A 21229-nucleotide genomic window follows, 5' to 3' on the forward strand; every position below is an offset into this window, starting at 1 on the left:
ACACCTCCAGCCACCGCGTTGGCCGCCTAGCTAAGGTCCAAGCTTGACCGAGCTGAAGAAAGCTCGCATCGCCTCGAGCACCTGCGAATCGAATACGGGCCGGTTTGTAGGTGCATCGTGGTCGTTCAGCAGATGACCCGTGCCCCGGATCAGGTGCACTTCGGCGTCCCTTGAGGCGAGCCGTTGCGCGAGCTCATTGGCGACACGGGGGTGTACGTTGCGATCCAACGTACCCTGCAGGACGAGCCCGGGGCACGAGAGCTGCGTCCAGGTTTCCACGGTCGTATCCGCGAGGATTTTCTCTTCGGCCAAGGCTTGCAGCGTCACCCCTCCCCCCATGCACTGGTCGCCCGGATCGTGAGGACCCGACAGGCGGGAAAAACAGTCTCGGTAGCGGCTTGCTTGGAGGTCGAGCGTCCAAGCCCCATACAAGTCGAACTGATGACGCCGGATGGCGGCCATTCCGTGCAGCTGCTCCACGAGGCCATCCATCAGGTTGCGCGTGGGGCCAGCAAGAGACACCACCGCGGCAACCCGCGAGTCGCCTTGGGCCACGTGGGGCGCCAGCATTCCACCTTGACTGTGCCCGATCACGACCAGGCGCTGCGCGTCGACTTCAGGCCGAGACGCGAGGTAGTCGAGCGCATCCCGCGCGTCGTCGGTGAAGTCACTGAAACGGAACTGCGTGAAGTCCGCGTGACGCTGCTTGAACGCTGCCTTGTAACAGCTGACGCAGCTGCGCTTGTCGTAGCGCAACACGACGAAGCCTTGTTCCCCAAGGAACTGGGCTAGCTGCTTGAACACGGGGAACGGCGCATCGAGAACCGGTCTCGTGATCTCTCCGGACGCGACTTCATCACGCGTCTGCGGCCCACTGCCATGAATCAGCACGACCGCCGGGCGGCGCCCAGGAATGCCGACAGGCAGCGTGAGCGTGCCCTGGAGCTTTGACAGATACTTCTGCTTCAGCCGCGATTCGAAGCTCACCTCCTCCTCCGCGGTGGTCGTATGTATCGACTCGCAGCCGTTGGTGATCGCGCGCTGATTGAGTCCGCAGCCACTCCGAGACTTGCGGCCGTCGCGCATCACGAACGGGCTGGGAGACGGCTCGAGCGAGCTCTGTCGCGTGGGTAGCTCCGCCAGGACCGCAAGGCCGAGCGCCGCTGCGGTGAACAAACCGTAGCTGAGCAGACTGAGCTTGAGCCAACGCGGCACGCTTCAGGGTCGCACGTCTGCTCAGATCCTGAAACACTCGCGGCTTGATTCGCGCTCGGGGGCTTGGTCGACGTTTCGGCGATCGCGTTGCGGTCGAAGACCTCGATTTGCGCGTGGAACGTGGCGAAGTCCTCGCGCTGTTGGGCCCCAACGGTGCAGGCAAGACGACCACCGTGCGCCTGTTGTCCGCGTTGATCGCTCCGAGCGCGGGCTCCGCGCATGTCAACGGCCACTCCGTGGTCGACGAAGCCGAGGCGGTGCGCCGCTCCACCGGCATCCTCACGGAAACTCCAGGCCTCTACGACAAACACACCGCGGTGGAGAACCTGCGGCTCTTTGCCCGGCTGTATGGCGTGGAGCAGCGCGACGGGGCGATCCAACGGGAACTCGAGCGGGTTGGGTTGTGGGAGCGTCGCTCAGAGCCCGTCGGGCAATACTCCAAGGGGATGAAACAGCGCCTGGCGTTCGCGCGTGCGTTGCTCCCGGCGCCTCCGGTACTCTTTCTGGACGAGCCGACCTCCGGCTTGGACCCCGAGAACGCGCGCAACGTCCGACGCATCATCGGTGAGCTCCGGGCAAGCGGCACCACCATCATCCTCTGCACACACAACCTGGACGAAGCCGAGCGCCTCGCGACGCGCATCGCGATCCTCGAGCGCACGCTGGTCACTTCGGGCACCGCAAGAGAGCTGCGCGCATCCGGGCGCGAGAACGTCGTGCAACTCCAGCTGGCGACGATCCCGGAGGGTCTCTCCCAGGAGCTACAGACCCAAGCGTACGTTTCGGGAGTCGAGTGCGTCGATGACCGACACATCAACGTGCAGCTCACGGATCCTGGAAACGACAAGCCAGCGCTCGTGCGTCACCTCGTGGGTTTGGGGGTGAGAGTGCAGCTGATGCGCGATTTCCAGCCCTCGCTTGAAGACGTCTACTTGCGCGTCGTCGAAGGCGCGCCCTCCCCCCAAACCAACGCGCAGGCCGAGCCGTGAACTACGAACGGGTCGCGGCCATCGCCGCACACGAGTGGATTGGCCTGAAGCGCAATCGTCAGGTGCTGTGGGGGCTCGCCGTGCTGCCGATCCTACTCACGTTGTTCGTGATCGGCTTCAGCGTGTTGGGCAGCAACGCCAACCCGGGTTCGATGAATGGCGGCAGCGCCCCCAGCGTGCTGACGGGGGCACCGGCCAGCGTGCAGCTGGTGATCCAGCTCAACGAGATGTTCGAGTTCTTCTTCTTGGTGATGCCTGCGAGCTATCCGTTGATCATCGCAGCGACGAGCATCGTTCAAGAGAAGAAGGCGAAGAGTCTCGAGCCGCTTTTGGCGAGCCCGATCACCACCACAGAGCTCTTGGTTGGCAAGAGCGTCGCCGCCGTGTTGCCGAGCTTGTTCATGTGTTGGAGCGGCGTCGCCGTGTGCGCGGTCGGGCTCTACTTTCTGGCACCCCCGCTAGTTCTTGCCTTCTTCATTCGACCCACGTGGGTGGTCGCGATGTGCTTGCTCACTCCGCTCCTGGCGAGCCTTGCGGGGCTGCTTGGTGTGAGCGTCTCGAGCCGGGCCGCGGATGAAAAGGCGGCGGGCCTGTGGGCGACGCTGCTGATGACGCTGGTGTTCTTGTTGCCGTGCGGATTGTTGATCAGCGGAAAGCTATTGAGCTTGTGGGCGCTGCTCGCCGGTTCCCTCAGCGTGGCGGTCCTGAACGCTATCGTGCTGCGCGTCGCGGTGCGCGTCTTCCAGCGGGAAGAGATCCTCACCCGGGGGGCGAACACGTGATCGAAGCCCGGGGGCTTGGGCGGAAGTTCGGGGATCAGGTCGCGGTGGAAGATCTGAACCTGCGCATCGAAGCCGGGGAGGTGTTCGGCTTGCTGGGACCGAACGGCGCCGGAAAGAGCACCAGTGTTCGTTTGCTGTGCGGGCTGATCGCTCCAACCTCGGGCACAGCCGAACTCGCGGGGGTTGACGTCGTACGCGCCCCCGAGCAAGTGCGCTCCAAGATCGGGATCCTGACGGAAACGCCAGGTCTCTACGAGAAGCTGAACGCCGTCGAGAATCTGCGCTTCTTTGCTGAGCTGTACGAAATTCCTAGCGCGAGCATCCAGGCCCGGGTGCAACAGGTGCTCGAGCTCGTTCAGCTGTGGGAGCGCCGGGCGGAACCCGTAGGCGGTTTCTCCAAGGGCATGCGTCAGCGGGTCGCGATCGCCAGAGCGCTCTTGCCGTCCCCGCCAGTGCTCTTCCTCGATGAGCCAACGTCCGGGCTAGATCCAGTGACGGCTCGCTTGGTGCGGGCACTGATCGCAGACCTGAAGAGCGAGGGGCGCACGATCGTGCTCTGCACCCACAACCTCGATGAAGCAGAACGCCTATGCGACCGCGTTGGGGTGCTGAACCGCCGGCTGCTGCGCGTGGATACACCCGAGCGACTGAGACGGGAACTCTATGCGCAAGTCACGCGAGTGGAACTCGCGGAACTCACGCCACAACTCCTGGAGCGGGTACGCGGGCTACCGTTCGTCGACAGCGCACGCGCAGAAGGCAATCAGCTCTTCGCGATGATCGCCGACTACGAGCTCCACAACCCCGATCTGGTGCAGGAGCTGGTCCAAGCAGGCGCGTCGATCCTCAGCATCGAGCGGGAGCCGCAATCCCTGGAGCAGGTGTATTTCGATCTGCTAGCGAAGGACCAAGCGGCCCCCGTCGGAGGCGATTCGTGAATCGTCGCCACGTGCGGGCGGTGTTGAGGCGCGAGTGGCTCGAGCTGTCGAAGAGCCGGGCCGCCAAGATCACGGCGTGGCTCTTGCCCCTTGGAGTAGTCGCCGCGGTCGCTGGGACGCAGCGCTGGTTCGTGGGGCTCGCTCCACAAACGCTCGCTGAAGCAGCCAAAGAGCTCGGAGGCAGCTCGGGTGACGCGCCGGTGGTCGCCTTGCTCGACTTCGTCAACCTGCAGTGGCTCGCGCTGATGTTGGCGTTGCCGGCGGTGCTCCCCCAGATGATCAGCGTCTATAGCATCGTCACCGAGAAAGAATCGAAGAGCCTCGAAGCGGTGCTCGCGACACCTATTTCCACACTGGATTTGCTACTGGGAAAGACGTTGGTTGCCGTGCTGCCAGCGATAGGATTGACGTGGGCCTGCTACGTCGGGAGCGCCCTGGCGGCCGCAGTGATCGCTCCGGCGCCTGTGGGAGCGCACTTCTTTCGGGCGCACTACGCCCTGGGGTTCTCCGTGTTGGTCCCCTTGGTGGCTTTTCTGGCTGGAATTTCTGGCGTGATCGTCTCAGCCTACGCCAGGGACGTGCGGGGTGCGCAGTCGCTCTCTGGCTTCGTGGTGCTACCGCTGATGGGCGTGGCGCTGGTGCCGCTCGTAGATAGCCTCTGGTTGCTCGCCGCGACCTGCTGCTTGCTTGCGTTGCTCGGCTTTTGGTTGAGCCGACTCGCCGCCCGGCTCTTTCAGCGTGGTGAAATCCTGACGCGCTGGCGCTGACCGGCGCTACTCCGCGGCTTCAGCGAGGGCGTGCGGCTGCAGCGGTAGGTCGATCAGCGTGCCGAGCCGACGCTCCTCGATGAGGGCCTGTGCCATGCCTAGAACACCGGGCACTACCTCAGAAACTGCGTGCTCGACCTGGAGCGGGTTCATCCACCAAAACGGATTCAAGCCAAGCTTCGGACGCAACAGCCGCGCGCTGAGATCACTCACCTCGACGGTGTAGGCCAGCGTGCCCAGCTCATGGTCCAGCCAGTCGTCTAGATCGCCATGAGTGGGGTAGAAACCAAAGGCCTGCTTGGCCTGAAAGGGACGCGGCTGGGCCGCGACGAAGCGCGCCGCCAGGTCACGGTACTCGACGTCTCGCGGGTGGAGCGCCCTGGTATGTCCCCACGGATACAGGAGCAAGCGCCCAAAGCTGTGAAACCCCAGCGCGAGCTCTGGGCGCTGAGCGCGCGCCAGATCCGCGAGCCAACGGCTCTCCGCCTCACTGAAGGGCTCAGGGCCCGAGTAGTGGGGCGCCCAGCGCTGCTTGGAGCCGCTGAAGGGGTGCAGATGCGGATCGCTTCCCACCACACCGAAGTTGCGGTTCAGATCCACTCCCCGGGCATTGCAGCGCCGCCACGCGAGGTGACCGCGGGCCAGCCGCTCGGTGTTGTGAGCCAGGGCGTCCGGGTTGACCACCGGAGCAATCAACAGATCGAGCTCACGGTGCAACCCGGAGTCGACCAACGCCTCCACCGCCGCGAGGAGCGCAAGGCTGCCGATCAGCTCGACTCCATGCACCAACCCAGTCAGCAGCACGCGCGGCGTCCCGGGAGTACCGATCCGGTAGCTTACCAGCGGACGTCCCTCGGAGCTGATTCCCCGTGGCAATTCCCTCGCCCCCAGCTCCGACATGCGACTGGCCCACAGCTGGTCCACCCCACCCGCATCCAAATAGCGTCGGCGCGCGCTCGCCAATCCCTGGCCTTCAGCCAGGAAGCGTTGAGCCGCGTCGAGCACGGATCGAGGGAGTGACGCAGCCATGAACGTCTCAACGTAGTGAAGTCCGTGTGACATTCAAGTGGCAGGACGAGCGACCTGGAGGGACGGGGCTCACACCGCACGAAAAGCGCTCTTCGAGCGGCGCTCGTTTCTCGCCTGACACGCGGTGCGCTCAGCAAGCGCCCTCGCTCCGCGCGGAGGCGCACCGGGCCGCCAAGTGACACGCGTCACAGAGTAGCGTTTGACACACGTTGGGGCGACCCGCGTCAACGGAACGCCGCGCGCGCCTCGCGAGCCATTGTTTAAATCCATACGGATTCAATCGAGCCAGCGCTTCCCCCCTTGGGGCGGAGCCCTATGCGCACTCGCGCTCAGTGTTCAATGCCACGCGGATACCCCGTTCTCGCCATCTGGCCGCCACGAGGTTCACGCCGCGGACACGCTGCCCGTCTAACGCCGCCCCCCTGAGCGCATGACAACTGCACAGATGTCGCGTCAAGTTTTCCAAGGCGAAAAGAGCCTGCCACAGCAGCCCTCGAGTGTAGCGACCAAGTAACGCTCAACAATACCGCACGGATTCGTGCCGGGAGGCGCGAACAGAACTCAGCGCGCCCCGACAGGCGCGAGCAAGCAACCAACGCGCGCGCTGTTCTCCCCACGCTGCGCCCAGTAAAGACGCAAGCAGCGGAAGACGCGAAGCAAGAAGGAGGGATGACCGATGGCCAGCTACGAGATCCGACCGCTACAGAGTGATGACTTTGAAGACATCATGCGACTGGAAGAGGAGATCTTCGGAGGCGATGGCGAGCCCCTCCTCGGTCCGTACTACGTGCGTCTCTGCTGTGACTTCATGCAACACACCTGCTTCATCGCGCGCGTCGATGGGCGCGCCGCGGGCTACCTGTTGTCCTTCGTGCGAGATCGCGAGGCCTACTGCACCACGCTCGCGGTGGTGAAGGAGTTCCAAGGCACCCGCGTCGTGCACAAGCTGGTGCAAGCCTTCATGCGGGCAATCGTGGACGAGGTCGACGCCTGTTGGTTCACCGTCAAGGAGGACAACTTGCCGGCGCGAGCAATCCACGCCTGGCTGGGCGCTGAGAACGTCGACGTGCGCCACGACTTTTACGGTCCCGGCGACGAGCGAATCGTCTCCCGCATCAACCGCGATGTGTTGGCGCGCTTCAAGCAGCGCTACCAGCGCATGGGCTTGCTGAGCGAAGGTGACCGCGCCCTGCCGCCGCCCCCGAGCGCCTTCGGACGTCGCGTCCAGACCAGTGGAGCCAGCGCATGAACCTGCGCCATTTCGCGCACCAACCGGAGTTCGCCGTCGCCGCCTATCCGAGGCACATGGACTACTCCCCCGCGCCGAACGCGGGCACCCTGGAACATGCGCGGACCGCTGGCCGCACCTTGCGCCGCGGAGCTGACCTATTGCGCGTCGTGCGCGACACCAGTCAGAGCCTGCCTCCCCACGGCGCGGCGTTCAACGAGCGAGCCTACGCGCTCCACTACACCGCGCGTCAGGTCGCGAAGTCGCAGGGGATCCGCATCGAAGCCCACGGGCAGATGGTGCCCGAGCGCTGCGTGTTGGTCGCCAATCACCTGAGCTACGTGGACCCCCTCGCCATCACGCGGCTCTTTCCAGCGCTGGCGATCGCCAAGGCTGAGGTCGCAGAGTGGCCCGTGATCGGTGGGGTAATGGGGCGCCTCGGCGTGCTCTTCGTTCAGCGTCAGTGCGCACACAGCGGCGCGCGGGTGTTGAAGGCCGCCTTGAGGGCTCTACGGAGTGGCACTCGCGTACTCACGTTTCCGAAGGGCACTACCTCGGACGGCAGCAAGCTCTTGCCGTTCAAGCTCGGCGCCTTTGCGCTGGCTCGGCTCGCCGGTGTGCCTGTGGTGCCCATCGCGGTGCGCCTACCCAAGCCGGTGTGCTGGCACGGGGACGCCGCGTTTCTTCCCCACTACCTGCGCAGCATCGCGCGTCACGACGTCCCGGTCGAACTGGAGGTGGGTCGTGCGCTGCATCCCGCTCCTGGTCTGAGCGACGAAGAACTCGCAGCGCTCATCCGCGCGGATCTCAGCGCGATGCTCAAGCGCGACGACCAGTGAAACTCCAAAAGTAACCAAAGAAACAGGACCTCAACATGAGTCAGCAATCCGCTCTCGAATATATTCGGCACGGCCAGACGCCGTTCTTTCGCCTACCGATGGTGAAGCCAGGCATCGGCAGCGCTGACGTGTACCGCGGCTACCACGCGGCGGTGCTCGGCGTACCGACCGACGCAGGCACGACGTACCAACCTGGTGCTCGGATGGCGCCGTATCATTTGCGTCGCACCAGCGCTCTGCTCGGTCCCTTCCACCCGACGCATCGCATCGACGTCTTCGAGCGCTTGAACGCCGTCGACGGTGGAAACGTAGCCGCCCCACCCTTCAGCCTGGAGTCGATCCGACAGCTGACCCAGCTCGAGGTGGGCGCGGTCGTGGAAGCCGGTGCCACGCCTTTCTTGGTGGGGGGAGATCACTCCATTGCGCTGCCGGCGCTGCGCGCCGTGGCACAGAAGCACGGAGAGCTCGCCGTGGTGCACGTGGACGCGCACTTCGACACCAGCGGCCCTGAGACGTGGGGTGAAGCGTTCCACCACGGAACGTGTATGAAGCACGCGCTGGAGGAGGGGCTCATCGCCCGCGGACAGCTACACCAAGTTGGGATCCGCGTGACCTGGAAGGGCGATGACGAACGCGATGTCTCGGACGCCCACGACGCCAAGATCTACGACATGCAGCTGATCGAAAGCGAAGGCATTCGCCGCGTCGCGAGTCAGATCCGCGAGCAAGTGGGAGACCGACCGACCTACATCAGCTTTGATATCGACGGTGTGGACCCGGCTTATGCGCCGGGAACCGGCACGCCTGTTCCAGGCGGAATGACCTCCCGCGAAGCCATCTTGCTGCTGCGCATGCTGAGCGGCGTTCGCCTGGTTGGGATGGATCTGGTGGAGATCGCCCCGGCCCTCGATCACGCTGACATCACTTGCCACCTGGGAGCTCAGCTTCTGTACGAAGGGCTGGCGCTGCGGGCTCTACTTCAGTAGCCGCAGCTGCTTCAATAGGCGCGGCGGCACCTTCCCCAGCGGCTGGCGGCTCTGAACGCCGCCAGCCAAAGGCGTAGAGGTGCTGCCCCCACCAAGACATGGGATAGCTCGGGTCGCCGAGTCCGTATCCGCGCGGCTTAGACTTCGGACGAAAGCGTTCGAGTTTCCTTTGCTTGGCGTTTCCGTGGACCCTCAGCGACGGCTGAGTGAAACACCTCCCAGCGGCGCACCGCTTCAGAGTGCAGAAGGCACCGGCTTCGCCTCCCCCCGCAACTCGCCAATGCGAACGTTGGTCACCACAGCTTCACGCAAGTGTGGCGCAGCGTGGCCGTATGGATTGGTACACGTCACCTCGGACACGGGAAAACACCCCAACAGGGGTTGCATCGACCCATCGCCGGTCCGACGTATCGTGGACGATCCAATGCAGCAGGTCTTGAGCAGCTCGGCGGCGCCAGAGGCGCTGCTTCCGCCGACGCGCCGCGCAGGACGCTGGTTCGAGCGCGCTTGGGCGCGGGTGCTCTTCAGCGCCCTGGGGCTCGGTTTCGTCGCTTTCCTACTGAGCCGTGTCGACTTGCGTCTGGTGTGGGGCGAGCTCACACGGCTCCTGCCGTTTGTGCCGCTGATGATCCTGCTGGAGTCCGGCAGAATCGCCGGAGAGTATTTTTCCACGAGACAATTGAGCGGTGCTTCGTCGGAAGAATTGCCGCGGCGCACGATGCTCCAGGCGCACCTGATGTCCTACGCGCTGAGCATTGGGCTACCCATCGGGCGCCTGTTCGCGGAGGGTGCCAAGGCCACGCTCCTCGCGCGGCACATCGGGGGGCCGCGGGCCGCTGCGGTGGCGACCTCCAGCCACGTGCTGTGCCTGATCAGCGATGCGACGTTTCTGGTGACGTTGAGCGCGCTGGTGTGGTTTCTCTCCGGGGAGTCTCTGCTTACCTACGCGGTCGTCGCTCAAGCAGCGCTCAGCTGTTTGCTCGCCGCGGCGCTGTGGGTGCTGCGGCGCGCAAGCTGGCCCGCAAAGGCGCTCAGGCGCGTGCCGAAGGCCGCAGCCTGGGCGACGCAAATGCGCGCGGCTCAGCTTCCGCTTGGACGCGAGGTCGGTCGCGCCATGCTGGGACTCTTGTTTGGCCGCACCTGTCAGGTCGCCTGCTTCTTGGTCGCCCTGGCAGTCACCCGAGACGGCCAGGGCAACGTCGCTTCGTTGATCAGCGCCAGCGCGGGGGCACAGGCATTGAACCAACTCGCGGGCGCGGTGGGCGACTTGATGCCCGCGCAGCTCGGAGTGACCGACGCTTTGTTCAAGGGTAGCGCGCCGCTCTTGGGAGTCAGCGTGGAGACAGCGTTGGCTGTCGCGGTCGCCTTCCACCTGGTGCAGTTGTTCTGGATCGGTGTCGGGCTGGCTTCGCCGTATTGGTTCCGCGTGGCATCAACATCGAGAAAGGTCACCGACCTCGAGAGTGTGATCCGCTGAGGCGCGGCCAGAGGTACAAAACACCTCGAATAGCTGGCTAAAAACCCACGGTGTGACCTTCTGCGCTCGCGTAGGTCTCGGTGGCTTTTTGTGTCACGGCTGCGCAGAGCGACGGCAACTGAAGCGTGACAGCCCAGCGCGCTCTCGCGATCTTTGTATCGGCTTGGCGCGCGTTCTCTAGCTCAAGAGGCAAAACGATGCGCAGTTCCCACGTCCCCTTGCGTTCTCATACTCAAAAGGCGCACCCCCGCATGAGCACGGTCGCCCAGTCGGCGATCCTCTCCCCCAAAAATCCCCAATCGAATGGCGGATTCAACAACACCCCGAGCTGGCTCGCCGCGTTGCTCTGCGTTGGGCTGCTCTCCGGTTGCGATTCCGGCACGGACAGCGGTGGAGACCCAAGTGGCGGCGCTGGTGGAACGGCTCAGGGTGGATCCGCAGGGATAGGCGGATCTCAGGCAGGCGGAAGCTCGAGTTTTGGGGGTGAGGGCGGCACCGCAGCAGGCGGCTTCGGCGGCGATGGCGGCACTGGAGCGAGCGCTGGCGCAGGAAGTGGTGGCACAGCAAGTGGCGGCGCAGCAAGCGGTGGCGCTTCGACTGGCGGTGCAGCGAGCGGCGGGGCGTCGAGCGGAGGCAGCGGCGGTACATCAAGCCCAGACGGAGTGCGACAGATCCGCTTCGTGAATCAGTGCAGTCAGACGATCTGGGTTGGCGCTCTGAATGCCGCCCCGGAGTACGAGTTGCCTGAAGGGGGCGGCTTCGAGTTGTCAGCCGGCAGCGATCACAGCCTTGTGTTGCCCGAGCACTGGGGCGGACGCTTCTGGGGTCGCACGGGCTGTCAGTTCGATGCCAGCGGGAACGGTCACTGCGACAGCGGCGATTGTGGAAACCGCATGGCATGCAGCGGCGCAGGGGGCCAAACCCCGGCGACCCTCGCAGAGTTCACCTTCGCCGGACACGCGGGGCTCGACTTCTACGACATCAGTCTGGTGGACGGTTACAACCTGCCCCTCACCATCCGACCGGTGGCCGGCACCTTCAACCCACGCGGCGAGGGCGACCCTTACGACTGTGGTTCCCCTGGCTGCACCAGCGACCTGAATCAGACCTGCCCAGCGGAACTGCAGAAGAAGAACGCCCAAGGCGGTGTGGTGGGCTGCGCAAGCGCCTGCGAGATCTTCCAGACCGACGAATACTGCTGTCGTGGCGCCCACAACACGCCACAGACCTGCCCGCCATTCAGCTATTCGGAGCTGTTCAAGTCGGCCTGTCCCACGGCGTACAGCTACGCCTACGACGATCAAACCAGCACCTACACCTGCTTTGGTGAAGACTACGACATCGTCTTTTGCCCGTAGAAAAGCCCGCGTCAGCACGCGACTTCGGGTTGGTCATAATCTCGTCAGCAGTCCCGCGGGGCGTTGACGGATACCGCCGGTTCGGTTGAGCTGACGCGGTGGATAACCCCCTGCAAGCGCTTCCACCGCAGAGTGCCCCGTGGACCCATAGTGCCGCTTCGAGCTACCTGAAGCTCGTTGGCTGGAAGACCACGGGAACACTCCCGGACAGCCCGAAAGGCGTGCTGATTGCCGCGCCGCACTCGAGCAACTGGGACCTGCCCTTCATGCTCGCGGTCGCGGGCGTGTTCCGGCTGAAAATCAACTGGCTCGGAAAGCACACGCTGTTCGAGGGGCCGATGGGTCCGATGATGCGTGCGCTCGGCGGTATCCCCGTGGATAGACGCGCCCGTCACGGCTTGGTGGAGCAAGTGGTGCAGCGCTTCAACGAGTCGGAGTCGATGTACCTCGCGGTAGCGCCCTCTGGCACGCGCTCAGGGAACACCCACTGGAAGAGCGGCTTCTATCACATCGCCCGTGCTGCAAACGTGCCCATCGTGTGTGCCTTCCTCGACTACAAACGCAAGCTCGGGGGTGTGGGACCGGCGATCGTGCCGAGCGGCGACATCAAGGCCGACATGGACCGCATCCGCGAGTTCTACGCCGACATCGTCGGGTTCGACGGGAGGAAGACGGTCGGTGTGCAGCTATCCGAAGAGCTGCCCAAAGAGTGAGCTTCAGCGGGCGACAGTAGCTCGCACGCCAGCCTACCAGCCGAGTTCAGCTCTGAGCAGCGTGACGAGGCGCTCGCTCATCGCCTGATGGGTTGCGAGGCTGGGGTGCCAATCACAGCCGAAGCCGGTGGAGGTCGTCGAGATATCCACCTGTTTCACCCGGGAATCGCCCGCGGTGTTGCGCTGAGCGACCGCGCTTGCGATGTACGTCTCTGCTTGAACCTGATCGTTGCCGAAGAGCTTAGGCGCCACGGTGCACAAGATGAGCGTATTCGGGTAGTCGCTACGCAAGGCCTCGAGGAGCTTGACGTACTCACCGACAAACAGGCTCTCGCTCGGGTCGCCGTCGGTGCTGAAGTCGTTGGTGCCGAGGTTGATGAGGACTACGTCTGGTTGCCAGGTTGCGAAGTCCCAAACACTGCTCGCTTGAGTTGGCAGTGCGCGACGGTGGATCTCTGGCAGAGGCTGATCGGTGTTAGTGCCGTAGTTGTAGACGACACCTTTACCCGACCAGGCGATGGTCGATAGTTCCGCGCCGAGCTCGCGCGCAGCGATTGCTTCGTAGGTGAGGTAGTGGTTCTCAGTATCCGCAGAGAAATTGCAGTACTGGTCGGGTCCCTCGTTACCGTAGCCACAGGTGATCGAATCTCCGAGCACCTCGATGCGGCGGCTCACCGGTGGAGGCGCGAGCAGCTCACCGTCGATCTCCACGCCCATGAAGTGCGTGGACCCGTAGGAACCTTCAGTCCGCCGATACAGCTCGACGACGTGCTCCGTATCTGGCAGTCCCTCGGCCAACGTGTACTGCTGAGCGCCTGACGACGTCGCAAGCCGGGGACCGACTTGCCCATCCACGACCACGGTGTAGTAGTGCGCGGGATCATCCAAGGTGACACGGATAGCCGTCCCCTTGAAGCGGGCCACCAGTCCGCTCCCGGACCAACCGAAGCGCACGCTGTCGTCCGTTTCCACGACATGACGACCCACGAAATGCAAGCTCGGCTCTGCCACGCCCCCGCTTCCACCGACGCCGCCGGTAGGGCTACCCGCGGTGCCACCTGACGCAGCACCACCGCTGCCGCCGAAACCTGCGTCCCCGCCAGAAGCACCAGCGCCAGAGCTGCCGCCTGCACCCGCCGTTCCCCCGGATGCTACCCCACCAGACCCGGCGCCGCCTGACCCCGCGCTGCCGCCTCCCGAATCACTCGAGCTACAGCCCGCCAGAACCAGAAAGCCCGCGATCCCAACGCCTACCAGAGACCAACGCATGCGCACCCCTTCGAAGCGCCGAGCTTAGCACTGGATATCCACGAGTGATATCGGCCCGCAGCCAAAATGAGCTAGCTTCAAAGGCAATGACCCGTGGATCCCTCTCGCGCCGACGACATGCCCTCGAGACCAGCGGGCTGATTTTGGCTCTGGTGGCGAGCCTGCTCGCTTGCAAAGACAAGAAAGATGGCAGCTGTAGCGAGAACTCCGATTGCCCGGCAAACTCCTTTTGCAATAACGGCACCTGCCAGGTGCCGGCCCAGGCGCCCCAAGGCCTCCCGCCGAATCCGGGAGGAAATGGCGTAGCGCCGGGTGTCGCGACCGACCCTCCTGCCGCGGCGGCGCCGGCACCGGCCCCAGCCGGGCAAACCGTCACCGCCGGTGGCCTCGAGGTAGGCAAGCACGGCTGCACGATGCTCGACGGCACAGGCTCGTACAACCGGGTCTGCACGGTGAGCACCCTCGCCGATGGCTCCCTGTCGGTGAAAGCACCCGGCACCTCATTGAACCCAACCATCGGCTTCGAGTTCACTGGGACGGGCGGGCCCGACAGCTATGCCATCCAAGGCAAGATGACCGCGTTCGACGCGTGCTCGAGCAACTTCAGCTCGACCGCCAAGGTGGAAAACCTGGGTGGCACCCCGTGGTTCATCGCGAAGTTCGCACCAGGCGGCTCGGGAAGCGAACGCTGCAAGATCATGATCCGCAAAAACAAGCTCTGAAGCGCGAGCATCACTCAACGCGCCTCACCGGCGCCGCGCAGCGTGGCGCGCTCGGCGACGACGCCAAGCGAGCCACACCAGCCCGAAGATCGACCACGTTGGCGTTGGCGTTCTCGGTACCGTACGGCAACCACAGCCAGCGTCGTCCGAGCCCGCGTCCCCAGCCGTCGCGCCGCCTGAACCGACTGCGCCGCCTGAACCGACTGCGCCGCTGCCAGCGCTCGCGCCGCTACCGCCGCTATTCGAGGCTCCTCCAACGCCAAGGCTACCTGCGCTACCGCCCTCAGCTCCAGCGCCACCCGCAGCCGCCGTTCCTCCAACACCTGCGGTGCCCCCGACTCCCGTCGGCCCTAGGCGCTTTTCGCGCTGAGCGAGCCAGAGATTGGGTGGGTCGAGGTCCTCGGGCGCCATGCCTTCGAACCACCAGTCGTAGGGTGAGGTCACTTCGGTCGCAGCCGTGCGGAAGCCGACGAAGTTCATGCGCGGCCCGTAGTCGTCTGGTGGAAGGTCCATGTCAGCGTCGGCCGTGAGGTTCCACAACGTGTCGTAGGCGGCCGTGTGGGGCCCACGGTTCGCGGAACCACCGCTGGTGAACGGCCGCTTGCCTTGCCCCGTATCGATTTCCGTCCAGAGGGTCGCGTAAGGCGCCGCGCGGTGGTGATCCATCGCCAAGTCCAGACCGCGCCCTTGTGTGAACACCACACCGGTCGCGTACCACTCGTTGGTTAGGTCGTGGACGAAGCGCTTGTTCACGTCGAAGCCGATGAACAGGTTGTCTCCGCCGTGGCCGTTGTTCAGACCGTGGTGGCCGACGCTGGTACCGCGGTCAGCCGTGGTGTCGAGCACGACGTCTTGCACCGTGGTGAAGAAGCAGCTCGTGATGTTGACGCCATAGTCGGCGTTGTAGATCGCTACGTCTCGCACCCAGCTGTGGGCGAGCCCCGAGAAGTGCACGGCGTTGTACCCGAGCTCGAGGAAGTGCCCCGGATACGTGGTCTCAGGGAAGCGGATATTCAGGTGTTCAAGGCCCACTTCGCTGGTGCGTGGCTGAAACTCAAGGACTTGGGGTGTCCAGCGCGTCTCCACGTCGAGAGGCAAATCGCGTTCGAGGGTGATACTCCCTGCATCGACCGCTGAGACCCGAGAGTGAAACTCCATACCCCGGTCGCCAACGTTGTCGTCCCCCGCGGTCATCAGGTCAGCGTGCAGACGGTTCATGAGACTGCGGTCGCCATCGGTCTGAATCACTCGCACCCATTGCCCCACGGATATATTTGACGTGTCGCTGAGCGACAGCGTCCGCGTCCCCCGCAAGGCGTCGTTGGTTACGTCTCCAAGGAGCTTGCCCGCGTCGCTGCCTTTAGCCTCGATGAATGCGCCGCCGAAGGACCACTTGCGGTCCCCGGCGCCGTAGACATCGCTGAGGTTGACGGGGATCTCGAGCTGAGTCCTGTCTCGACCAGCCCCTTGAAGCACGACACCGGACGTCAAGGTCACCCGTGCACGAATCACGAAGCGGCCCTCCGGCACGCTCACCACACCCCCGGCGCTCAGGCTCTGGATGGCCTGATTGAATGCATCGGTGTCGTCCGTGTCGTCGTCAGGTAGCGCACCAAAGTCCGTGACGCTGACGTTAGGAGGCAGCTCGGGCAACGGGCTCTCACCCGCGCGATAGCCGGCGTAGGACCAGTCCATGATGCGTCCGTCGGGCACGAAGAGTTCGCCGGACTCCCCCCAGAGATCCGAAGTCACGCTGGGCAGCGCTTGGGCGCTGGTGCCGACGTACTCGCTGCTGGCGGAGCTGCAGCCAGCGAGGATGGAGACGCTCCCCACACCCAGGGCGGATACAAGACGATGGGCCGAACCGATCATGCACTCAGTGTACGCCAGCAATCGCGAACCCTTGCGGCCTGGCTTCGCTCCCGCGCGCTCCCACGCGGCATTTCCAAGCGAAAACCTCCCTCAGATCGGAGAGTGAAAGCGGGCTCATGGCTTCAACCCACCCGCTCCATGTTCAGTTCCTATCCGCCCCGCCGATCGGTGCGCCGCTCGGGGTTCCGCGGCTCAGACTTTAGGTTTGCATGATGCGGCCGTAGTCGAAGGGGAGATGCTCTTGGCCGCAACCGATAAAGCCGCGCCCTCGCTCTCGGCGGACTCAATCGAGGCGCAGATGGGGCGCGAGCTCGAGCGGGAACTGCTCGAGGGCAGGCTCGAGCTCCCCGTGCTGCCGTTGGCGGCCCAGGAGGTCGTACGCGCCGCCGGCGACCCCCGGGTGGACGCGGAGCAACTCGCCGAGCTGATCGAGGAAGACCCGAGCCTCAGCGCCCACTTGCTCCGCCTCGCAAATTCATCGTGGTTTCGTGCGCGCTCGGAGATCGGCAGCCTCGGACAGGCGGTGGTGCGCATGGGCAGCGCAAGAGTTCGCGAGGCAGCCCTGGTGATCGGCTGTCAAACGGCCGTGTTCGCGGCACCAGGCTTCGAGAGTGAGGTGCGGCGCATCTTCCGTCGCTCGTTCGCGTGCGCCTTGTTCAGTCAGGAAATCGCTCGGCATCGTCGAGACAACGTGGATGACGCGTTCACCGCGGGCTTGTTGCTAGACGTCGGCTACCCCGCCTTGCTGAGCGCGGGGCGTCTGATTGCCCAGCGACTCAAGTGCCGCAACCGCCCCGCGCTGATTCGAAGCGCCGAACAACTCCACCCAAAGGCCGCGGCGACGATCTTTCGAGCTTGGAACTTCCCAGAACGCCTCGCGCTCGTTGCAGAGTTCCATCACGCAGACTCACCACCCGAGGACGTCGCGACGCTGGTTCACCAAGCGCACTTGGCGTGCTGCCTCACGGAAATAGTCCTCGCTCGACAGTCCAGCGCTGAGCGTCGAGACTGGAGCGCCGCGTTCGAGCACGCTAGCCTGCTCCCTCTCGAGCTGTACCCAGACGACGTCGAGGAAATCATCAAGCAAGCACCGCGCGTCTTGGACAGCCTCGGAGGAGTCGTTTGAAGTTCGACCTGCTGGTGATTGGCGCCGGCCCCGGGGGACAAAAGGCGGCGATCCAGGCTGCAAAGAGCGGCGCGCGAGTCGCACTGATCGACCCCGCAGCGCGAGGCGGCGGTGCGTGTGTGCGCCACGGCACCATCCCGAGCAAGACGCTACGCGAGACCGCACTCGTCATGGCGCGCGCCCGTGAAAAGAGCGGCGGCTTAGCCGATTTGCGGATCCCTTCGGAACTGCAACTGCAGAGTTGCATGCTGCGCAAGCGCGAGGTGATCGACGCCCACGAAACGTTCATCGACGCACAGCTCGACCGCAATGGGGTGGAGCGCCTGCAAGGCAAAGCGCGCTTCGTTTCTCCAAGCGAGCTCGAAGTGATGCGCATCGGCCAGCCGCCGATCCACGTATTCGGTAGCAAGGTGATCATCGCCACCGGGTCGCGGCCTGCATCGCCAGCGCACATCCCCGTCGACCACGAGCACATCTTCGATAGCGACTCGATCCTGAGCATGGGCTACCTGCCGCGCTCCTTGCTGGTTCTTGGCGGCGGCGTGATCGCGACGGAGTACGCCTCGGTGTTTGCCCAGCTCGGCGTGCGCGTGACGCTGGTGCACGGCTATCGCGCACCCCTGGGCTTCCTCGACCCCGAGCTAGTGGATCACTTCGTGGGTCAGTTCGAGCTCAGCGGCGGGACCCATCTACCTCTCGCAAAGGTCGCGCACTGCGCTCGGATGGGTCTGGACGGCGTGTCTACCCAGCTCGTGGACGGCGCGAGCGTCGTGAGCGAGAAAGTGCTCGTCGCGTCGGGTCGGGTCGCCAACGTCGATCGCATCGGGCTCGAGCGCCTGGGCATTGAGCTGAGCAAGCGAGGCCACATCCCCGTGAACGGCGAGTTTGAGACGAGCTGCAGAGGGGTATACGCGGTCGGCGATGCGATCGGCCCACCTGCGCTGGCGTCGGCCTCCATGGAGCAAGGTCGCAGGGCGGCATGCCATGCGCTCAGCCTGCCATTTCCGCACGAAACCGACCACATCCCGATTGGAGTCTTCACCCTACCGGAGCTGGCGTCCGTCGGAGAAACGCAGCAGAGCGCCCAGGAGAAAGGCACGGCTTGCGTGGTCGGCAGAGCGCAGTTCGCCGAAGTCGCTCGGGGACACATCGCCGCGTCGCCTTCTGGGTTCTTGAAGCTCGTCGTCGGGTACGATGGTCGGGTGCTCGGTGTGCAGATCGCCGGCGAAGGCGCGGCGGAGCTGCTCAGCGTGGGCCAGCTAGCGGTCCGCTACGGAGCCCAAGCCTGCGACTTGGTGGACAGCGTCTTCAACTTTCCTACCCTGGCAGAGGCCTATCGCATTGCCGGACTGAGCGCCGTCGCAGCGCTGGAATCTGCACGAGAGACCGTTGACGCTCCTGCCTCGGAGCGCCATGCACCGCCGCATGCCGCTGTATGACGCTACGGTCCCTCAAACCCTGAAGATGCTGAAGAACCTGAGCCAGTGGCTCGACAAGGCGGCGACGCACGCGGAAGCCAAGAGCTTCGACGTCAGCGTGCTGCTGAGCGCGCGCCTCGCCCCGGATCAGTATCCGCTGCTCAAACAAATTCAGGGCGCCTGCGACGCGGCGAAGTTCGCTGCAGCTCGTATCGCGGGCAAGGAGCCGCCCAAGCACCCCGACACGGAGCAGACCTGGGAGGAGATCCGGGGACGCATCAACAACGTCATTGGCTACCTCGAAGGCTTTCAGCCGGAAGACTTCGCTGGCGCTGACGAGCGCATCGTCCCCATCACTTTTCTGCCCGGAAAAGGCGCAAAGGCTGGCGTGTACCTCAACGGGATGGCGCTTCCGAACTTCTATTTTCACATTGTGACGGCGTACGCGATCTTGCGTCACAACGGCGTCGATATCGGCAAGCGCGACTTCATCGGCGGCTTCGAGCTCGTCGACCTGTAGCGTCGATCCAGCACAAAAAGCGCATCGCAACAGTCAGCCTTTCGACTGAGACTGCTTTGGGTCTAAACTACCCCGATGTCGCGGGTTTGGGGGTTAGGGTGCGCCGCAGCGCTCACGGGGGCGCTGCTCTGCTGGGGCTGCGCCGAGTCTGAGACACTGAAGCACTACGATGCTCCTCAGGGGGGCGCCTCCGGCAGCGCTGGCGCCGCAGGGAGCAGTCAGCAGGGCGGTAGCTCCGGAAACGGCGGTTCCAGCAGCGGTGGCGGTGCAAACGGTGGCAGCTCCGGAGCGGCTCAAGGTGGAAGCGCCGGTCAGGGCGCCGCCAGCAACGGCGGCAGCGCGAACGGCGGCTCCAGCGGTAGCGCAAACGGGGGGTCTGCGAACGGCGGGTCTGCGAACGGCGGCTCGGCCAACGGCGGCTCGGCCAACGGCGGCTCCGCAGGCCAACCGAGCGGAATGGATCCGGCTCTCGGGCTTCCCGACGGAAACGGTGACCCGTGTTCGAACGTCGGCGGCTCGTGCACCGCGGCCGACGGCCCAGGCGTGTGTCGGATCTACAGCCAGACCGAGGGTCGCTGCGAGAGCTGCACGACCTGCAACAACCTCAATCAGTTCTGCACCCAGAGCTCTGACTGCGACATCCTGTTCCAGTGCTACCAGGGCCAGTGTCTCAACCTCTGCGATTTGAGCATTGGGTGCAGCGGCGTCACTGACTGGTGTGTCAACGTCGGGAACAGCCAGTACGGCGTCTGCGTGTATCCAAACTGAGGTGCTCGCTTTCGCTTGAATAGTGGCCGATTTCGCCGCAAGCGCGGCCCGGAGCGATCCACGACCAAGACTATCGAGGCGTTGGAGCCTGGCTCGATCTCGCCACGCGTGTTACCCGAAGTCCAGGATGAGCGAAGCCGTCGAGACATCTGCGCAAGCTAGCCAGGAACACGACTCGGTAGAGTCGACCGAATTGGCAGCCCCGGCACCAGAGGTTCAATCCGAGGCAAAACCCAGCCCAAAAGTCCAAAAGCGACCACTACGCAGGTTCGTACAGTGGTTCACCCGCAGCGATGCCCTCGCCCAGGCTCAGGTGACGCTCAGGGAGGAAGGGCCCGCCAGGGAATACAAGCGCCGCGCCGCCGCTGCGCTCGAAGTCGGTGAGCGCATTCTGCGTCCGATCGAGCCGCTCCAAGGAGGAGCCGAGCTGTTGGCGTTGGAGGCGTTCTCGCAGGCTGTCTTCTGGTCGGTTTCCGCCATCCACCGCAGTGCACCGGCTTCCCGCGCGGAAGCATGGGCGTTGCTACCCGAGACAGCCCGCGCAGCGTTGAAAGCGCCTGATGCCGTTGGGGAAGTCTTCGCCGCGGATGACACCGCTCGCGGCGAGCTTAGCGACGCAGCAGTACGGGAACATCTGGGCCAGTTCGCCACGCTCGCACGCGAGCTCGTGTCTCGAGTGCATGGCCCCGATCAGCACCTAGAGGCACTGCGTGCGCAGCGCGCCCTGCGGAGCGGCGTGATCGCCGTGATGGTCACCGTGGCCGGTGCCTATGGAATCTACGTCGCGAGCCGCGGCCCCAATCTGGCGACCACGGCGAGCTGGAAGGCGAGCTCAACCCTGGACAACTGCACCCCGGAACAGCACAAGTGCAGAGGCAAAGCCTTCAAGCCCTTCTTCCACACCCAGGAAGAAGCCTCGCCGTGGCTCGAGTACGACTTCGGCGCCCGCCGAAGGGTCTCCAAGGTCGTGGTTGAGAACCGAAAGGACTGCTGCAAAGGCAGGGCGGCGCCGCTGCTTGTTGAGATCAGCGACGACCGCAAGACATGGACCAAGGTGGCGGAGCACCGGGATACTTTCGACGACGTCACGCTGACATTTGCACCGACGTCGGGCCGCTATCTGCGCCTTCGGGTGCCGAAGAAGACTGCGCTCCACTTCGAGTCGGTGAAAATCTACCGCTGACCCCCGAGCTAGTGCCGCACGAAAACGGCT

Annotated in this window: 20 protein-coding genes; 16 read left to right on the forward strand and 4 right to left on the reverse strand. The window is 64.6% G+C overall.

Going from position 1 to position 21229, the window contains the following annotated elements:
- Positions 1-30: 30 nt before the first annotated feature.
- Entirely contained in the window at positions 31-1215 is a 1185-nt protein-coding gene (locus H6718_04675) for an alpha/beta fold hydrolase (protein ID MCB9584665.1), read from the reverse strand.
- A 44-nt stretch (positions 1216-1259) separates the two neighbouring features.
- Here H6718_04675 and H6718_04680 point away from each other — a divergent pair, with 44 nt between their 5' ends.
- From H6718_04680 to H6718_04695, 4 genes are read left to right on the forward strand one after another with little or no spacing between them, the layout of a single operon-like run.
- Entirely contained in the window at positions 1260-2204 is a 945-nt protein-coding gene (locus H6718_04680) for an ABC transporter ATP-binding protein (protein MCB9584666.1), read from the forward strand.
- Positions 2201-2986: an ABC transporter permease subunit gene (locus H6718_04685; protein ID MCB9584667.1), complete on the forward strand. Its 786-nt coding sequence runs from the start codon at positions 2201-2203 to the stop codon at positions 2984-2986. Before H6718_04680 ends, H6718_04685 begins: the two co-directional genes overlap by 4 nt.
- Positions 2983-3924, forward strand: coding sequence for an ABC transporter ATP-binding protein (locus tag H6718_04690; GenBank protein ID MCB9584668.1), 942 nt, complete (start codon positions 2983-2985; stop codon positions 3922-3924). Before H6718_04685 ends, H6718_04690 begins: the two co-directional genes overlap by 4 nt.
- Positions 3921-4691: an ABC transporter permease gene (locus H6718_04695; GenBank protein MCB9584669.1), complete on the forward strand. Its 771-nt coding sequence runs from the start codon at positions 3921-3923 to the stop codon at positions 4689-4691. The genes H6718_04690 and H6718_04695 overlap by 4 nt, the downstream gene beginning before the upstream one ends.
- Positions 4692-4697: 6 nt before the next feature.
- Here the strand turns inward: H6718_04695 and H6718_04700 are convergent, their stop codons facing one another.
- The gene (locus tag H6718_04700) at positions 4698-5720 is read right to left on the reverse strand and encodes a hypothetical protein (protein MCB9584670.1); all 1023 of its coding nucleotides are present in this window, start codon (positions 5718-5720) and stop codon (positions 4698-4700) included.
- Between the two features lie 676 nt (positions 5721-6396).
- Here H6718_04700 and H6718_04705 point away from each other — a divergent pair.
- The 6 genes from H6718_04705 to H6718_04730 all read left to right on the forward strand — a co-directional run bounded on the left by H6718_04705 (position 6397) and on the right by H6718_04730 (position 12321).
- Positions 6397-6969 (forward strand): GNAT family N-acetyltransferase, encoded by a 573-nt coding sequence (locus tag H6718_04705; GenBank protein ID MCB9584671.1) that lies wholly within the window; start codon positions 6397-6399, stop codon positions 6967-6969.
- Positions 6966-7787 (forward strand): 1-acyl-sn-glycerol-3-phosphate acyltransferase, encoded by an 822-nt coding sequence (locus tag H6718_04710; GenBank protein MCB9584672.1) that lies wholly within the window; start codon positions 6966-6968, stop codon positions 7785-7787. The genes H6718_04705 and H6718_04710 overlap by 4 nt, the downstream gene beginning before the upstream one ends.
- Positions 7788-7822: 35 nt before the next feature.
- Positions 7823-8773, forward strand: coding sequence for an agmatinase (gene speB / locus H6718_04715; protein ID MCB9584673.1), 951 nt, complete (start codon positions 7823-7825; stop codon positions 8771-8773).
- A 424-nt stretch (positions 8774-9197) separates the two neighbouring features.
- Positions 9198-10250, forward strand: coding sequence for a flippase-like domain-containing protein (locus H6718_04720; GenBank protein ID MCB9584674.1), 1053 nt, complete (start codon positions 9198-9200; stop codon positions 10248-10250).
- A gap of 251 nt (positions 10251-10501) precedes the next feature.
- On the forward strand, positions 10502-11608 hold the full coding sequence (locus H6718_04725; GenBank protein MCB9584675.1) for a thaumatin family protein: 1107 nt from the start codon (positions 10502-10504) through the stop codon (positions 11606-11608).
- A gap of 110 nt (positions 11609-11718) precedes the next feature.
- Positions 11719-12321 (forward strand): lysophospholipid acyltransferase family protein, encoded by a 603-nt coding sequence (locus H6718_04730; protein ID MCB9584676.1) that lies wholly within the window; start codon positions 11719-11721, stop codon positions 12319-12321.
- A gap of 33 nt (positions 12322-12354) precedes the next feature.
- Here H6718_04730 and H6718_04735 read toward each other — a convergent pair whose 3' ends face one another.
- Positions 12355-13590 carry an SGNH/GDSL hydrolase family protein gene (locus H6718_04735; protein ID MCB9584677.1) on the reverse strand — a complete coding sequence of 412 codons (1236 nt, stop codon included), beginning with the start codon at positions 13588-13590 and terminating at the stop codon, positions 12355-12357.
- A gap of 86 nt (positions 13591-13676) precedes the next feature.
- On the opposite strand from H6718_04735, the gene H6718_04740 reads away from it, so the two are divergent.
- A complete protein-coding gene (locus tag H6718_04740) occupies positions 13677-14312 on the forward strand; it encodes a hypothetical protein (GenBank protein ID MCB9584678.1) in 636 nt (211 codons plus the stop codon).
- Positions 14313-14336: 24 nt separating this feature from the next.
- Here H6718_04740 and H6718_04745 read toward each other — a convergent pair whose 3' ends face one another.
- Positions 14337-16184: a hypothetical protein gene (locus H6718_04745; protein MCB9584679.1), complete on the reverse strand. Its 1848-nt coding sequence runs from the start codon at positions 16182-16184 to the stop codon at positions 14337-14339.
- Positions 16185-16425: 241 nt separating this feature from the next.
- Here H6718_04745 and H6718_04750 point away from each other — a divergent pair, with 241 nt between their 5' ends.
- From H6718_04750 to H6718_04770, 5 genes are all read left to right on the forward strand, one after another.
- The gene (locus tag H6718_04750; protein ID MCB9584680.1) at positions 16426-17310 is read left to right on the forward strand and encodes an HDOD domain-containing protein; all 885 of its coding nucleotides are present in this window, start codon (positions 16426-16428) and stop codon (positions 17308-17310) included.
- A complete protein-coding gene (gene sthA / locus H6718_04755) occupies positions 17307-18749 on the forward strand; it encodes a Si-specific NAD(P)(+) transhydrogenase (protein MCB9584681.1) in 1443 nt (480 codons plus the stop codon). Before H6718_04750 ends, sthA begins: the two co-directional genes overlap by 4 nt.
- Positions 18736-19248: a DUF1993 domain-containing protein gene (locus tag H6718_04760; protein MCB9584682.1), complete on the forward strand. Its 513-nt coding sequence runs from the start codon at positions 18736-18738 to the stop codon at positions 19246-19248. The genes sthA and H6718_04760 overlap by 14 nt, the downstream gene beginning before the upstream one ends.
- A gap of 75 nt (positions 19249-19323) precedes the next feature.
- Complete coding sequence (locus H6718_04765) at positions 19324-20016, forward strand: hypothetical protein (protein ID MCB9584683.1); 693 nt, start codon at positions 19324-19326, stop codon at positions 20014-20016.
- Positions 20017-20143: 127 nt separating this feature from the next.
- Positions 20144-21199: a discoidin domain-containing protein gene (locus tag H6718_04770; protein MCB9584684.1), complete on the forward strand. Its 1056-nt coding sequence runs from the start codon at positions 20144-20146 to the stop codon at positions 21197-21199.
- Positions 21200-21229 lie beyond the last annotated feature (30 nt).

This window comes from Polyangiaceae bacterium (genome assembly GCA_020633205.1).
Classification (GTDB): Bacteria; Myxococcota_A; Polyangia; order Polyangiales; family Polyangiaceae; genus JAHBVY01.

Excerpts from the sequence above, each read along its gene's own strand:
- speB (MCB9584673.1), top strand. The coding sequence starts at position 7,823 with ATGAGTCAGCAATCCGCTCTCGAATATATTCGGCACGGCCAGACGCCG.
- H6718_04745 (MCB9584679.1), bottom strand. The coding sequence starts at position 16,184 with ATGATCGGTTCGGCCCATCGTCTTGTATCCGCCCTGGGTGTGGGGAGC.
- H6718_04705 (MCB9584671.1), top strand. The coding sequence starts at position 6,397 with ATGGCCAGCTACGAGATCCGACCGCTACAGAGTGATGACTTTGAAGAC.
- H6718_04735 (MCB9584677.1), bottom strand. The coding sequence starts at position 13,590 with ATGCGTTGGTCTCTGGTAGGCGTTGGGATCGCGGGCTTTCTGGTTCTG.
- H6718_04760 (MCB9584682.1), top strand. The coding sequence starts at position 18,736 with ATGCCGCTGTATGACGCTACGGTCCCTCAAACCCTGAAGATGCTGAAG.
- H6718_04770 (MCB9584684.1), top strand. The coding sequence starts at position 20,144 with ATGAGCGAAGCCGTCGAGACATCTGCGCAAGCTAGCCAGGAACACGAC.
- H6718_04725 (MCB9584675.1), top strand. The coding sequence starts at position 10,502 with ATGAGCACGGTCGCCCAGTCGGCGATCCTCTCCCCCAAAAATCCCCAA.
- H6718_04740 (MCB9584678.1), top strand. The coding sequence starts at position 13,677 with ATGACCCGTGGATCCCTCTCGCGCCGACGACATGCCCTCGAGACCAGC.
- H6718_04765 (MCB9584683.1), top strand. The coding sequence starts at position 19,324 with ATGTCGCGGGTTTGGGGGTTAGGGTGCGCCGCAGCGCTCACGGGGGCG.
- H6718_04700 (MCB9584670.1), bottom strand. The coding sequence starts at position 5,720 with ATGGCTGCGTCACTCCCTCGATCCGTGCTCGACGCGGCTCAACGCTTC.
- H6718_04710 (MCB9584672.1), top strand. The coding sequence starts at position 6,966 with ATGAACCTGCGCCATTTCGCGCACCAACCGGAGTTCGCCGTCGCCGCC.
- H6718_04720 (MCB9584674.1), top strand. The coding sequence starts at position 9,198 with ATGCAGCAGGTCTTGAGCAGCTCGGCGGCGCCAGAGGCGCTGCTTCCG.